Source organism: Phycicoccus ginsengisoli, from assembly GCF_054779295.1.
This window is the reverse complement of record NZ_BAAGYN010000005.1, coordinates 266,941-280,918: the sequence shown is the minus strand read 5'-3', so window position 1 is coordinate 280,918 and position 13,978 is coordinate 266,941. Positions and strand designations below refer to the sequence as shown.

The window sequence follows — 13,978 nt, the reverse complement described above, 5'->3', positions numbered from 1 at the left end:
ACCGTTATGACCCGACCGGCCGCCGGTCCCGCCCCCCGGGCGCTCGTGATCGAGGACGATGAGACGCTCGGACGACAGCTCGCTGCCGGTCTGAGCGCCCACGGCTACGAAACCGACTGGTCACGCACCGGCGCAGACGGGGTGGCACACGCAGATCGAAACCGGCCCGACGTGATCATCCTCGACCTCGGCCTTCCCGACCAGGACGGCATCGATGTCGCGCGCCGCCTACGGCGCTCCCGGCCCGAGGTGCTGCTGGTCATCCTCACGGCCCGTGATGCGGACATGGACGTGGTTGTCGGTCTCGATGCCGGGGCCGACGATTACCTCACCAAACCGGTTGGCCTCACCGTGCTCCTGGCGCGCCTGCGCGCACACTTGCGCAGCAGACCCCCCGCGCTCGATACCCAACCCCTCATCGTCGGTCAGCTTCGCATCGACGTCGCCGCTCGCACCTGCGCCCTGGCAGGCTCACGGGTGGACCTGCGCACCAAGGAATTCGACCTGCTGGTCACGCTTGCAGCCGGTGCAGGTACCGCACTGAGCCGCGAGGACCTCATGTCACTGGTCTGGGACGAGAACTGGTTCGGCTCCACCAAGACACTCGACGTCACCATGGCCGCCCTGCGCAGAAGCCTGCACTCGGTCGCCGACGCAACGGGCGTAGCACCGCCCACCATCACCACACTACGAGGACACGGTTACCGCATGGAGGCAAAACCTGATCCGTAAGCTGAGCCTCGGTCCTCCCCACTCGGGTAACCCACAACGTCGTCTGGGCAGAGCCGTCCTGAGCGACGTCTCCAAGGGTCGATCATGGCTCCCGTTGCTTAATCCGGTGGATGGGCCCAGGTCGCGCGGACCTTCGACCACATCTCCTCGCTGCACATCGCACCCAACCGGCCGAACAACGGTGGCGCCCGAAACCTCGTGTTCGGGAACGGAACCGTGCGGTAAGGCCTTGCCTCAGCCTGCATCACGGTGCGACAGTCCCACCGCGCACGGGGGGTAAGGCTGGGCTGTGCTGTACACAGCTGCGCTATTGAGACGCAGACCCTGCCAGCCTGGCGTCCCTTGCTGCGAGGGAATCACTCTGCCTGTCGATCCGCGTCTCATCGAGCGCGAGGGACGGGTGACGGCGTGATGACCACCCGCCTCACGTCTCCTACACCGAGCGTCAGCTCCGCGCGCCCAACATCTCCTCGGCCATGCCGCATAGGCGGCTGACGCATCGCTCTCAGGAATGCTCCCCGGTTCTCGCACAAGATGTCGCACGCCGTCCCCGCTCCCAGCGCGGACCTGCAGGTACACCTATGTCTGAAAAGCGGACTGTCAAGGCACCCGCGGCACGCCCTCACAGTCCAAGAAGGGTGGCCAATCGGGCCTTCCTCCATGCGCTGCAAGCCGCGGGCTACGTGCACGACCAAGGCGCCAGCCCCTCCTGGACGCGGTTGAGCTCGCCATGCAGCGGCTCGCAATCATCATTTTTAGTTCGCCGACGGACCGCGGCCGTCGGGGTCAGGCAGAGTGAGAAGGACAATCGGATGCATGGAGTGCATTCGTGCTCATGTGCCACACCGGGGGCACAAGCCAAACGGTCACATAGCAAGACACACTGTCCATCCTGCGACGTTTCCGCAGGTCAGACAGTGTGTCAGTGAGTGGAGCTGAGGGGATTCGAACCCCTGACCTTCTCATTGCGAAGGCTTCCTTGGACAGAAGCACCAGCTTTCGCCCTGCCTGTCAATAGTGTCGACCGGCATGTGGCATCGGCCGAGCGCGTCGAGGGACCTCGGCGTGGTTTGCGACGAAGCGTGGATCGAGGTGTCGGGCTTGGGCCGCCGGTGGTCGGCAGGCTGATCAGGCGCCGTGGTCGGCAGGCTTTCGTGTGCGCCGTGGAAGGCGGCCCAGCGCGGACGGGCGGCAAGCTAGGTTGCGCCGTCGAGCGGCATAGCTAACGTGGCCGTCACCGTCCGCGGCTGAGCCTTCCTCGACGATACGCCGCTTCGTCGAAGGGTTGTTGGGTCACGAGCATGCGGTACATCAGGCGGCAGGCGTTGCGTGCCAGCGCGACGCGGGCCTGGATCGGGGCCATGCCGCGCTCGCGCAGTTCGGTGTTGCGTTTGGCGAAGCTGGGCGAGTACAGCGACAAGCCCCACGCGATGCCCATCAGTGCATCGCGGTGCTCGGCCAGGCCCTGGCGAGAGATCCGCCCGCGTTTGCGCAGCGTGGCGGACTCGTACATCGCTGGCGCTAGCCCCGTGGCGGAGTAGAGGTGTTCGGCATCGGGAAACGAAGCGATCGGCAGGCTGTGGGCCGCGAACGCCGCAGCACGATTGGTCGCCACACCGGGCAGGCTGGTCAGGACCTGGCCATCAGTGCGGGCTAGCAGGGCCGTGATCTCGTCTTCGACAGCGGTCACGTCGACCAGCAGACGCCGGTAGCGGTCCAGGTCTCGACCTAGGCGTTCGGCACGTCCAGCCGCGTCCAGCGGCGGAGGAAGGCAATCGCGCCAGCGATCCACCCAGTAGCCAGCGGTGGCCTTGGTCAGCTTGCCCGGGGACCTGGCGATCAGCGACCGCGTCGACGGTGGACGCCCGGCAAAAGCGACAGCGCATGCCAGCACCGCCTGACCGGTCGAGGTCTCGATCGGCAAGGACCTGCCGTGACCTACCGGCGCGGACAGACCCGGGCACAGAGCATTGAGCTGGTCATGGAGCCGCTGCTGCGCCCTCTTCCGGTCCCCGACCAGCCCGCGGCGATGCCGCACTGCAGCGCGCAACTCCTCGACCACTGACTCCTCGGACTGTCGTCGACCAGCGCCCTGGCGGGCCAGGTACGTCAAGGCGGCGCAGTCGCGATCGTCGGTCTTGAACCGTCCCGAGCCCAACTGCGTCCGCGCGGCCTTCGTTTCCGATGGAGCGAACAACCGCAACGAGCCCGGGTGGAGGCGCTCAAGCTCGGCCGCCCAAGCACGGTGCAGGCTGCCCGTCGCTTCGATCGCGATCACCTGTTCGCCGGCGTGTGCGGCCAGCATCTTCTCCAGCGCCGCGATCCCCGACCGCGCGACCGGCAACGAGACCGGCTCCTCCAGAAGGCCGGCCCCGTTGCTGACCCAGACCCGGTTCATCACCTTCCCCGGATCCACAGCAACGACCACCGTCGCCGGATCCAGGGCAACCTCCAACAAGCCCATGAGCTGCCTCCTTGTGAGCGGACCCGTCCAGAGTCCTCTCAGCTACAGCTCACGACCTATCAGCTGACCTGTGCGTGCTGCACGGAGTCATGGAGTGCACTGGATGCATCAGTGGCCGATCGGGGGCACAACAGGGGCACACGCGTACGGCCAAGCGGTCAGCCTTGCTGCTCATCGCGTGCGGTACGCATCTGCCCGGTGCTCGATGGCGATGAGCGTGACCGGCGCGGCCATTCTTGGGAGGGGCTACACAGACCCTGCTCCCTCAACACGACCCCCTGAACGGCAAAGGTCCACTGAACGACGTAGCCGCCCCGCTCACCAGTGAACCAAGCCCCGCGAACCCGCTGCACGCCGCCGCGAGTGGGCGGCCGATGAGGCGCCATCTGTGGTGTATGTGGCGCAGTGCCGCACTTGAGGGTCGAGCTGAATCCATCTACGGCCCACAGCGTTCGCACCCACGGAAGCCACAGAGACCGCCACCCCGTCTGCAGCCTGAGCATCAGAATGCAGGCGGTCCTTGCGCGGCACCAGGAAAGCTCGCCCACGACTCCAAGAACGTGACCACATTTCTTCTGCTCCGACTCCGGCTCACAAAGTCAGCCTTGGTCGATCTGATGACCACCCTGACGTTCCCTTCTGATCCGTCGCTCAAAGTGACCCAGATGACCTCGCCCAACCACATGTCCTTGCCGAACGAAACACCCGTTGCAGCAAGGACCCTTGAGCCCTCGACCCCCACGAGACGGGCCCCCATCTCGATGAGAGCGGCCAGGGTGTGTTGCAGAGCATCTGCTAGCGGTGCGGCCACAAGGACGTGCCCCTCTTGAGTTTTGGCCGCTGATCCACGTGCAGGGTCGCGCCGGACTGCCCGAAAGGTGCGCGCCAGCGGTAGGTCGACCGCTGCTCCGATGATCACCGCAACAGCCAGCGACCAGTTCGGAAGAGGGCGGATTGCTACGCCATAGATCAGGTACGCGGCCGTGAGGACCGTGGTCGCCACCATTCCGGAAGCGCACACCCTCAGGGTCCGCGCGCGCATAGCGTGTCGCGCGACTTGCGCTTCGAGATCATCTGCGGCCGGGTCATACCGTCGCGCGAACATTGCCGAGAAGGGAGGCGGCGCTGCGTACGCAGAAACGTGCAATTGCGAGCTACGCCCAGACAGCGCATGCGATCTACGACCCCGCGCTGAGGTGACGACGTTTGGCACCAAGCGCAGCGCGGCCGCCACCACTGCGAGCAAGCCGGGCAGGATCTTGACGAGATCCTGCCCGGCGAACCTCGCGCCTAGGAGTTCCATGTCGACCTGCTGCGTCGCTGGTCACCAGCGACACGTTCAAGCAAGCGCCAGAAGTACTCAGCAACCCTCGACGGGGTCTCCGGGACAAAGGCTTCAGGTGGTCCCTCAGCCGTCGTAAAGGCCGCTGCTCTCCTCAGGCCCCCGGCAGCCCTGCCGACTTCGTAGGTGATCACGCGACTAGCCATGCTGCCCCCAGCTCGTTCTGCCCTGATCGCATGGTGCCACTCGCGTGTGCGCACCACCACCGAAATGAGAGCTCCAGGCCATTTGCCTGAACCGCCCGACAAGTGCCAATGAGCCTGTCACGATGAGGCGTTGTCGGTTGCGCAGTGCAGGAGGGTTGCCATGGACGACACACGGGACACCGGTTCCATCCAGGCGGACATCGGATCCGAGACTGGCACAGCGGATGTCGTTCCCCAGGAGACCGACAACGGTCCGAAACCCGGCGACGGGGACATCCAAGATCAGAGCCAGGTCAGCGTGCCCTCCCCCATCGGGCGGCGTCGGCTCACAGGGGTGACGCCTGCACAGGTGCTGGCGGCGGCGGCTCACCACTTGGGCACCGTCGAGGACCCCGTGGGCAGTAACCGACAACCGTTCGGGGCGGCATATGGCATGAACGGCGTTGCCTGGTGCAACATCTTTGTCTCTCAGATCGGCCACGAGGTCACGGGTGACTACGACCTCCTCGGCAGGTACGCCTACACGCCGGCGTGCGCGACCTGGTGGAACAGCCAGGGCAGGTTTGGGCACGAGCCACGACCAGGCGCCGTCGTGTTCTTCGACTGGAGCGGCACCAAGAGCATCCAGGCCATCGACCACGTTGGGCTCGTGGTAGAGGGCCGCGCCAGTGGCCTCGTGCGCACCATCGAAGGCAACTCGTCCATCCAGGGACACACCGACGGCGTCTGGTTCCACGACCGAAATACCGCGTTCATCGTCGGGTACGGCTACCCGGCATACGGGGGCACGATCCCGGGCCCCCGCGTGCCGGAAGACGTGTTTAGGACGTACCTCCACGACGGGCCGCCCGGTCGGCGCTCCCTCCAGGTCCTGGATGCGGGCGACGACGTGAAGGCGCTGCAACGGCTTCTGAAGATCACCCCCGACGGACAGTTCGGAGCGATCACGAAGAACGCGGTCATGGGCTTCCAGCGCGCGCACCGCCTCAGTGTCGACGGCGTCGTGGGCCCAGCGACCTGGCACGCATTGCTGAACCCCGGCGGCACGGACGTGCAGGTTCCCGCCTTTCCGGGGCCGCTGCGCAGGGGCAGTTCCGGAAGTGCCGTGCGGACACTGCAGCAGCGACTCATCGCTCGTGGGTGGAAGCTCACCCTCGATGGCGTGTTCGGGCCGGGCACCGACGAAGTGGTTCGCGCCTTCCAGCGTGAGAAGCACCTCCAGGTGGACGGGGTGGTCGGCCCTCAGACCTGGAGGGCGATCTGGACGGCGTCCATCACCTAGCGGCCATCCCCAATCACCTGACAGCCATCCGCACTTCGGCCGCGATCGTAAAGAAACGGTCAAGTTGGCCTTTTCTACGTCAAACGGCGGACAGGGTGCTTTACGCGGGCCTATAACGTCTCGCAACGCGCGTAAACGGGAACGAAGACGCATCAGGGGTACGAGCAGAACGCTGTCAGAACGGATCGCCCGCAGGGAGGGGTTCCGAGCATGATCGACGCAACGGCAAAGTCCTTCGCCCGATCACTGGCTGCCCTGATGCGCGGTCACCTCTACCCGGGGAGTGAAGGCGACGCGCCCTATCGGCCCTTCGCGGCACCGCTAGCCGGTCGCACGTTGGATGCTGCGGCGTTCACCGTCGCCGCCCGTGTGCCCAGAGGCTGGAGCGTCGACTTCCAGGCGGCCGAAGAGTGGCTGACCGCGCAAGCAAGGCCAGAGCCGGCTCCAATCGACGACGCCGCGAGGGCCGAGTGTGAGGCGTACGCGGTCCTCACCAAACTGATGCACGCGGGCTTGCACGGGCGGCTGCACCTTGCCGCAGCGATCCCACCACTGGAGCGCCTCAGCACCTTCCACCGCACCCGACGATACCTCGTCGGCAACGGGAACGGGACGCACGTGATTGGTCTCGTGGCCTACAGCGTGGAGACATGATGGGAGGCCACCTTGTCCACTAGGAGCGCCTGCTTTCCGGTCTCCCCCACCGGCCTGACGCGCGCCCTCCAGGCGCAACAGGCCTTCGCCAAGGCCGTGGATGACTGGCATGTGTGGCTCGAGGCGGGGAGCCCCTGCAATGCGGATCAGCTCCTGCTCTACCGCATCATCACGGAGTCTCGCGATCGTCGAGAGTCCAGTGGGATCTGGGCCGATGTCCCCGCCACGGCCATTCCCACTGTGGCGCAGATGAACGACGTCCTCGACCAGACGAAGATGAGCCTCTTCGCCGCCCAGATAGAGGCGGTGCGGCATCCTGTCGAGCAGGCAGGTCTCGCACTTTGCGATGCCCTCGACAGCACGGAGTTGCGGCTCGAGGTGCTGGCCATGCCCGAGCTTCAACGGCTCGAGTACATAGCCGAGATCATGACCAGCCTGTCGAGCTGCAACGTGGGCATGCTCTTCATGCGCCGCAGCATCTGCATGGACCAGAGCCCTCTGCCGGTCATCCACCCCGACCATCTGATCAACAGCAAGCTCGACCTTAAAGGGGCTACGGCTGCCAGCCGTCGAGCAGCCCGAGCGTGGGCCCACGTAGCGCTCAAGATCATCCCCGCTGTCGTGAAGGACACTACCGACACTGGCTTCAGCAGGATCGTCATGGACTACCTGGGCCGCTACTTCCCCGACGGCGAGATCGTCGTGTCCCCTGGCGCAAAGCTTGAGGACACCCTGGTGAAGGCGCGGCAACTGGTGGCGGACCGCGCCCCGTGGTGGCTCCACGCGAAGGGGATGGGCTCGGTGCAACTGCTATTCGATGTCATCAACTTCTCGGTCGCCAGCAGGGCTGCCTGGAGCGACCCCAGCTTCTCCAAGAACGCGGCTCTAGCGCGAGCCCTCGGCAGCCTCGTCTCCAGCGTCAGCTCCGTCAGCAAGGCCTTCAAGGGCGAGTCGTACCTGCTCACTCTGAGCAAGCCCGTGTCGGCTGGGCTCAGCATCGCCAATGCCGTCTACGACGCAGGCATGGCGGTGCAGGCGGTTTACGAGGCCCGGGAGTCGTACGTGCATGGTGACCTGAGCGTCGCCGCGGGTAACACCATGGCCGGAGTGGGACTAGGCGCCTCGGCGATAGTTGCCACGGCTGTCTCCCTGTCCGAGCTGGAGATTGTCGCGATCAGCGCTGCTGTGATCCCCGGACTCCAAGTGGTCGCATTAGGGGCGCTTGCGCTCATCCTGATCGGAACGATTATCGCCACGACCACCGTCGACACTCCCTTCGAGCAGTGGCTGCAGAACGGCTGGTTTGGCAACCGCTGGGACAGTCTCGATCCCGAGCAGTCTCCCGACACGCCGCTGTACCGGACGAAGACTCTTGGCGGGACACCCGACCTCGGGCGGCAGGTCTCGTACTGGCTGTCCATGCTGTACCCGATCGAGCTGGCAACATCTCGCAGCGCCGACGGCAGCAACATCGTCACGCTGACGTGCCAGCCTCCGTGGCCAGTCCCCGCCGATGCCTCGTTGACGCTTTGGAGGATCGACGAGTTGGGCGCCATCGAGCACGAGTACCCGCAGAAGCTGATCTACCACGGCACGGCGGCAGAGGTCAGTCGCGACGGTGTAATCCCCTCCACCAGCGGTGCGGGCCCGGACGTTGTGGTCACGCAGTGGCTGGCCCAGTTTGGGCCCATGGACTGGAGCCAGGAGACCGATCCCGCCTTCGACATGAAGGGCCACTGGGTCGAGCTCGAGCTCACGCTCACGGGCGGTTTCGATCCCGGGCTGACGCAAGGGCTTCTGTCGGGCCCCGAGGGTCCGGAATGGAGCTTCCCCCTCACGACCCGCATCCGCACGAAGGTGAGTTGACCGATGACGGACCCACCGGGAACTCTTGAACTCGTTCTGCGCGAAGTGGCATCGACGCTGGACCCCTTGGGCCAAGCCGTGACCTCACCCCCGGTTCCGAGCGGGCTGCTTGCGCTCCTGCGTGACGCCGACGTGGGCGCAGACCTGCTCGGTCTGACAACCGACCAGATGACCGACCTGTGCGCCGAACTCCAAGTGGCCACGGCAGCAGCGTCAGCGCTCGCTTCCGGCACGCCGGATGTCGTTGCCCTCAGCAAGGCCCTGTCCGGCGTCTTCGACCTGATCAGCCGGCTCGATGGGGGCGGCCAACATCCAGACCTGGGAACCGCCGCCGAGCGGCTCATCGCGCATCTGCTGACCGAGCACCTGCACCACCGTCGCCCTGCCCTGTACGCATTCCTGCGTGCAGCAGGCCTGATGCTCGAACCTCATTCGGGCGTCGCCGGGCCCCCTCCTCGCCTGGATCCACGACGGCTGCCCCTTCTTCTCACGGAGCCCAACAGTCTGCTCGCGCAGGCCTATGGATGGGGCGGGGAAAACTTGGACTTCCCGCTCCTTCTGGACCACCTCAAGCAGCTGCTGCTAGCGGTCGGCTTCTTGACCCTGACGAATGACCCCGATGAGGACTTGCAGGCACAGCTTGGGCTCACGGACAGTGGCGCGACTCCCGCCCTCCGCCTCGCCCTCGCCGCGATGGCACCCGCGGACGAAGCGGCGGTCGAGGTCGGACTACTCCTAGTCCCACACGAACCGAGCGGACGTCCCGATGGTCTAGCCATCGTCCCGTACGGTGCCGGGCTGGTCAGCACGGCCATCCCGCTCGGCGACCTGTGGTCCCTGATTGTTGAAGCATCCGGGGAGCTCGACAGCCCCTACGGCGTCGTCATCGCGCCGGACGGCCCGACCATCGGAGCCTTGGACGGGACCCTGCGCCCGCTAAAGCTCACCGCTCGCCTGGCAATCGAGCGTGCCGTACCGGCCGGCGCGCTGCGAACCCTTCTCGGAGAAACGCTAGGGACCCGGCTCGAAGTGGGAACGCTCGCGCTGTCCTTCCGGGCCAGCGCCGATCCGCCTGACGCCGGAGTGGACCTCGACGGCACAGACTGGCGGATCGTCATCCGACCGTCGGCGCGAGACGGCTTCCTTGCCGCCGCCCTGCCCGTGGAGGGACTCACCCTGTCGTTCTCGATGGGTGTGGGTTGGAGCCACCGTCACGGTCTTCACTTCAAGGGCAGCACCGGCCTGCGCCTCGAGCTGGACGCGGCTACCCGAATTGGCCCCGTGGAGATCACTGGCCTGTCGCTCGCCTTGCAAGGCGCCGCAGACGCCGGCTCCGGTCAGCCAGCTGCTATCCGTCTCACCACGGCCACATCGTTCGTCCTGCAGCTCGGTCCGTTTACCGCAGCGGTGACCGGGCTCGGCCTGCGCGGCGATCTGCTCCTCGGTGGCGCCGACCGCAATGTAGGCATAGGTCAGCTCGACCTCGCCCCGCAGCCGCCTACTGGGGTCGGACTGAGCATCAGCTCTGAGGCGGTCAATGGCGGGGGCTTCTTGCGCTTCGACCCTGAGGCCGGCCGGTACGCGGGCGTCTTCGAACTCACGATCCTGAAGACCGTTTCCGTCAAGGCGATCGCGATCATCACCACGAAGATGCCCGACGGCTCGGAGGGGTTCGCTCTCCTGATCCTTATCACCGCGCAGGGTTTCACCCCGATCCAACTGGGCATGGGTTTCAGCCTCACCGGCATTGGTGGCCTGATCGCCCTGAACCGGACCGTCGACGCAGACGCCGTCCGCGGTGGCCTCAGGGACGGCATCCTCGACTCGGTGCTGTTCGTCAAGGACCCGGTGAAGAACGCCGACCGCGTCCTAACCACCCTGGACAAGGTGTTCCCCATCGCAAGAGATCGACTCGTCGTCGGCCCGCTGGCCGAGATCTCCTGGGGTACACCGGCAATCGTGCACCTGCGGCTGGCGTTGCTGCTCGATCTCCCCATGCCGATCCGCGCCGTGGTCCTCGCCGCCCTCTCCGTCACGCTGCCCAAACCCGAGGCGCCCGTCGTCGAGATCCACGTCGACGCGATCGGCGTCCTCGACCTCGCCAAGGGACAACTCGCCCTAGACGCTTCGCTGCACGACTCCCGCATCCTCTCCTTCACCCTGACCGGCGACATGGCACTACGGCTGGACTGGGGTACCCAGCCGGGCTTCCTGCTGTCCGTGGGCGGCTTCCACCCCAGGTTCACCCCGCCACCTGGACTTCGACCCCTGAACCGTCTCGCGTTGCAACTCACCAACAGCACCAACCCGCTGGTGCGCTTCGAGGCGTACCTGGCCATCACCTCGAACACGCTGCAACTGGGTGCCCGAGCGATGGTCAAGCTCGAGGTTGGCGGTTTCGGGGTGGAGGGCGGCGGCAGCTTCGACACCCTGGTCCAGTGGTCCCCGTTCCATCTCGAGGTCGACGTTGCCGCTTGGGTGAAGATCACCGCCGGCGGCGCCACGATCCTGTCCCTGAGCCTCGCTCTCTCGGTGACGGGTCCTGCGCCATGGCATCTGACGGGGACGGCCGAGTTCCACATCCTCTTCATCTCTGTCTCGGTGCACGTCGACCTGACCCTGGGTCAGTCGAGCACCGCGGCAGCCGCCGTCGATGCGGTAGACGTCACAGACCTGATCTGGCAGGCAATCTCCGCTCCTGCCTCCTGGCAGGCGGTCCTACCTCCCGACGCTGTGCCAGGCGTCGTCATCGCGGCGGCCGGATCGGACGCGGACAGGGTGCTGGCGCATCCCTTGGCCGTTGTCTCGGTTCGTCAGAAGGTCGCGCCGTTGGGCGTCGCGGTCACCCATGTCGGCGCGCACCTCACCAAGCAAGGCCCGGCGACCCACAACCTGTCGGTCCTCGCCGCTGACGGCACAAACGCCACACCAGTGACCGACCTCTTCGCCCGTGCTCAGTTCACCGACGTCCCGGCCGAACAGCGGCTGTCCGCGCCGTCCTTCGAGAGCTTTGACAGCGGCGTCATGCTCGCGCCTGCTGCCGCGGCCAGCAGCGGGCCGGGGCTGTCGTTCCCGGCTGTCGTCGACACCCTCGACCTGACCAGCTTCGACATCCCAGCAACCCTGGGCCGTCCCGCGCCGGCGGTGGCAGGCAGCTCGACCGGAGGTGGCCAGTGAGCACCGCCCGCACATTTCTGTCCTGGCACCGCGCCGGCCTGGCAAGCGCCGTCACGGGGACCCCGGCCACCGGCTCTCGCGCCCACCTTCCCGCGAGCATTCGCCTCGACGCCGGACACGTCTCCGACATCCCGGTGGACTTGCTCGGCCCGGGAGACGTCGCGGGTCTCGACCCAACCGAGGTGGTCCGTTGCGAGCCCGCCCAGGGCGCCGCGACCTTCCCGCCCTCGGAGTTTCCGTACGTCGAGCTCCGCCACGCCGACCTTCCATGGCGCTTCACACCCCTGGGCCCTCTGGACGCGGAGCTGAAGGATCCCGAGAGCACCACCGGGGCAGTCGTCCCGCAAAGGCGGCTCCAACCGTGGATCGCCCTAGTGGTCGTGCGGTCAGACATCGCAACGCTGACACCGGACGTCGACGGTCACAGCACCCTCACGTGCGACGCCTCGTACCTGCCCGACATTGCCGAGGCCTGGGCGTGGGCTCACGTGCAGATCGCCGGAGACCCCGCCGACGACCCCGACGCCGTGCTCGGTCCAGGGCAGGCGTTCGCGCGCCTGGTGTGCCCGATCCACCTGGAGTCCGACAAGACCTACGTGGCCGGGATCGCCCCCACGTATGCCGCCGGGCTGACGGCATACGGCATACCGCTCGCGGCCCAAGCTTCCCCCCTCGGCCCGGCATGGTCCGGTACCGGCGAGGTCACCGTTCCCCTGTACTACCACTGGTCGTTCACGACCGGTGACGCCGGCTCGTTCGAGACCTTGGCCCGCCGGCTGAGGCCGAGGCCCGCCCCCGACTCCGCGAACGGCCGTCGCCTGCGTATCGACGCCGCGGGGTGGGGGGCCACGGCAGCGACGGGTAGCACCGTCCTTGTTCAGGGGGCACTTCGCCCACTGTCCGGGGTCACCTCTGACCCACCGGCCGACGCGACGTTCGCCGCCTCCCTCGCCGCCGCCATCAGCGGTGCCGGCGCAGTCACGGAGCTTCGGCCTCCCTTGTACGGCCAAGACCACGCCTCCGGGGCGACGTCGGTCGTCGCCGGCACAAGAGGTTGGTTCAGCGAACTCAACACCGACGCGCGCCGCCGGTTCGCCGCCGGTCTCGGCGCCTGGGCGGCGGCCGTGGACCAAGAGAACCTGTGCGACCGCGCCTGGCAACAACTCGCCGACTCTGAGGTCTCCGCCGCAGCAGCAACCGCCGGCGACATGGCGTCGGCGGTTGTGGGCGCCCTCGCCGAGCGGCACCCCACCACAGTGACCGCAGCCATGGCGGCAACCCGCGCACTCACTGCACCCAGTGCAGCCAGTGCATCCGTCGCCTCCCTGGCGGGAGCGGCCGGCACGGTAACGGCCCGGATGCTTCGCCCGGGCGGCTCCCTCGCACGGCTCGGTTTCGGTGCGACGAGTCCCCTGCGCCAGATGGGGCCCGTCCGAGCCGCCGTCGCTCCCGAATCCCCCGCGCCGACCACGTTCTGCCCCACGTTCGACGACACTGGCTTGCAGGCGTTGCTGTCCAGCGCCCCGGAGTGGCTCATGCCTGGGATGCAGGACCTGCCGGACGACTCTGTCGTACTTATGCGCACGAATCCTGCCTTCGTCGAGGCGTTCCTTGTGGGACTGAACCACGCGATGGCCAGAGAGCTCCAGTGGCGCCGGTACCCGCTCGACCCGTCCGGAACCATGTTCTCCACGTTCTGGCCGGCGGTGACCGGAGAGGTCACGTCCATGCCCCCGATGGCGACATGGGACCCCTCGAGCGGCCTCGGCAGCCACCAGTCAGGCGCCGGCAATGTCGTCATGGTGATCCGGGGCGGCCTCCTGCGACGCTTCCCCACGACGATCGTGTACCTCTCCGGGCAGGTGGGCGACGGACCCGAGACCGTGGTTCTGCCGACCATCGAGGCGTATGCCGGGTCGGACACCACCCTGGTCGGGTTTCCCATGAACGCCGACCAGATCATGCACCCCGCTACGCCCGGCCAGGTGTGGTCCGTGGTTCTGCAGGAGTCGGTCCTACACACCCGGTTCGGGCTGGATGACGCGCCCACAGACGGCACGACAGCCGTGCTCAAGACATGGCAGGACCTGGACTGGGGCAACCCTCAGGTGTCCGGCGCAAACCATGTCCGCGTCGACGGCCCCCTTGCCGGGGTGGGGCGGCCCACCGGTATGTCCGTCGACGGCACCGCCACAGTCGTGCACTGGGCCGCCGACAGTTCGTCGATGGCGGCGGCCCTGACCCGCGCCCCGGTCCGCGTCCGCATTCCCGCGTCCATGTGGCTCACGCCCACGGACGCCTGACCACCAGGAGGA

Annotated in this window: 7 protein-coding genes; 6 read left to right on the top strand and 1 reads right to left on the bottom strand. The window is 67.0% G+C overall.

Annotated features, from left to right (window positions below; all coding sequences use genetic code 11):
• Positions 1-6 precede the first annotated feature (6 nt).
• Entirely contained in the window at positions 7-732 is a 726-nt protein-coding gene (locus ACYVDO_RS10625; RefSeq protein ID WP_460935555.1) for a response regulator transcription factor, read from the top strand.
• A gap of 1,234 nt (positions 733-1,966) precedes the next feature.
• On the opposite strand, the gene ACYVDO_RS10620 is transcribed toward ACYVDO_RS10625, so the two are convergent.
• A complete protein-coding gene (locus tag ACYVDO_RS10620; RefSeq protein WP_460935553.1) occupies positions 1,967-3,196 on the bottom strand; it encodes an IS110 family RNA-guided transposase in 1,230 nt (409 codons plus the stop codon).
• A gap of 1,648 nt (positions 3,197-4,844) precedes the next feature.
• Here ACYVDO_RS10620 and ACYVDO_RS10615 point away from each other — a divergent pair.
• The 5 genes from ACYVDO_RS10615 (at position 4,845) to ACYVDO_RS10595 (ending at position 13,966) form a co-directional block, all read left to right on the top strand.
• A complete protein-coding gene (locus ACYVDO_RS10615; RefSeq protein WP_460935551.1) occupies positions 4,845-5,966 on the top strand; it encodes a peptidoglycan-binding protein in 1,122 nt (373 codons plus the stop codon).
• A 210-nt stretch (positions 5,967-6,176) separates the two neighbouring features.
• Entirely contained in the window at positions 6,177-6,620 is a 444-nt protein-coding gene (locus ACYVDO_RS10610; RefSeq protein ID WP_460935549.1) for a hypothetical protein, read from the top strand.
• 12 nt (positions 6,621-6,632) lie between these two features.
• Positions 6,633-8,486: a hypothetical protein gene (locus ACYVDO_RS10605; protein WP_460935547.1), complete on the top strand. Its 1,854-nt coding sequence runs from the start codon at positions 6,633-6,635 to the stop codon at positions 8,484-8,486.
• A gap of 78 nt (positions 8,487-8,564) precedes the next feature.
• Positions 8,565-11,663: a DUF6603 domain-containing protein gene (locus tag ACYVDO_RS10600; protein ID WP_460935545.1), complete on the top strand. Its 3,099-nt coding sequence runs from the start codon at positions 8,565-8,567 to the stop codon at positions 11,661-11,663.
• A gap of 380 nt (positions 11,664-12,043) precedes the next feature.
• On the top strand, positions 12,044-13,966 hold the full coding sequence (locus ACYVDO_RS10595) for a hypothetical protein (RefSeq protein ID WP_460935543.1): 1,923 nt from the start codon (positions 12,044-12,046) through the stop codon (positions 13,964-13,966).
• Positions 13,967-13,978: the final 12 nt, after the last annotated feature.

Excerpts from the sequence above, each read along its gene's own strand:
- ACYVDO_RS10615 (WP_460935551.1), top strand. The coding sequence starts at position 4,845 with ATGGACGACACACGGGACACCGGTTCCATCCAGGCGGACATCGGATCC.
- ACYVDO_RS10625 (WP_460935555.1), top strand. The coding sequence starts at position 7 with ATGACCCGACCGGCCGCCGGTCCCGCCCCCCGGGCGCTCGTGATCGAG.
- ACYVDO_RS10620 (WP_460935553.1), bottom strand. The coding sequence starts at position 3,196 with ATGGGCTTGTTGGAGGTTGCCCTGGATCCGGCGACGGTGGTCGTTGCT.
- ACYVDO_RS10610 (WP_460935549.1), top strand. The coding sequence starts at position 6,177 with ATGATCGACGCAACGGCAAAGTCCTTCGCCCGATCACTGGCTGCCCTG.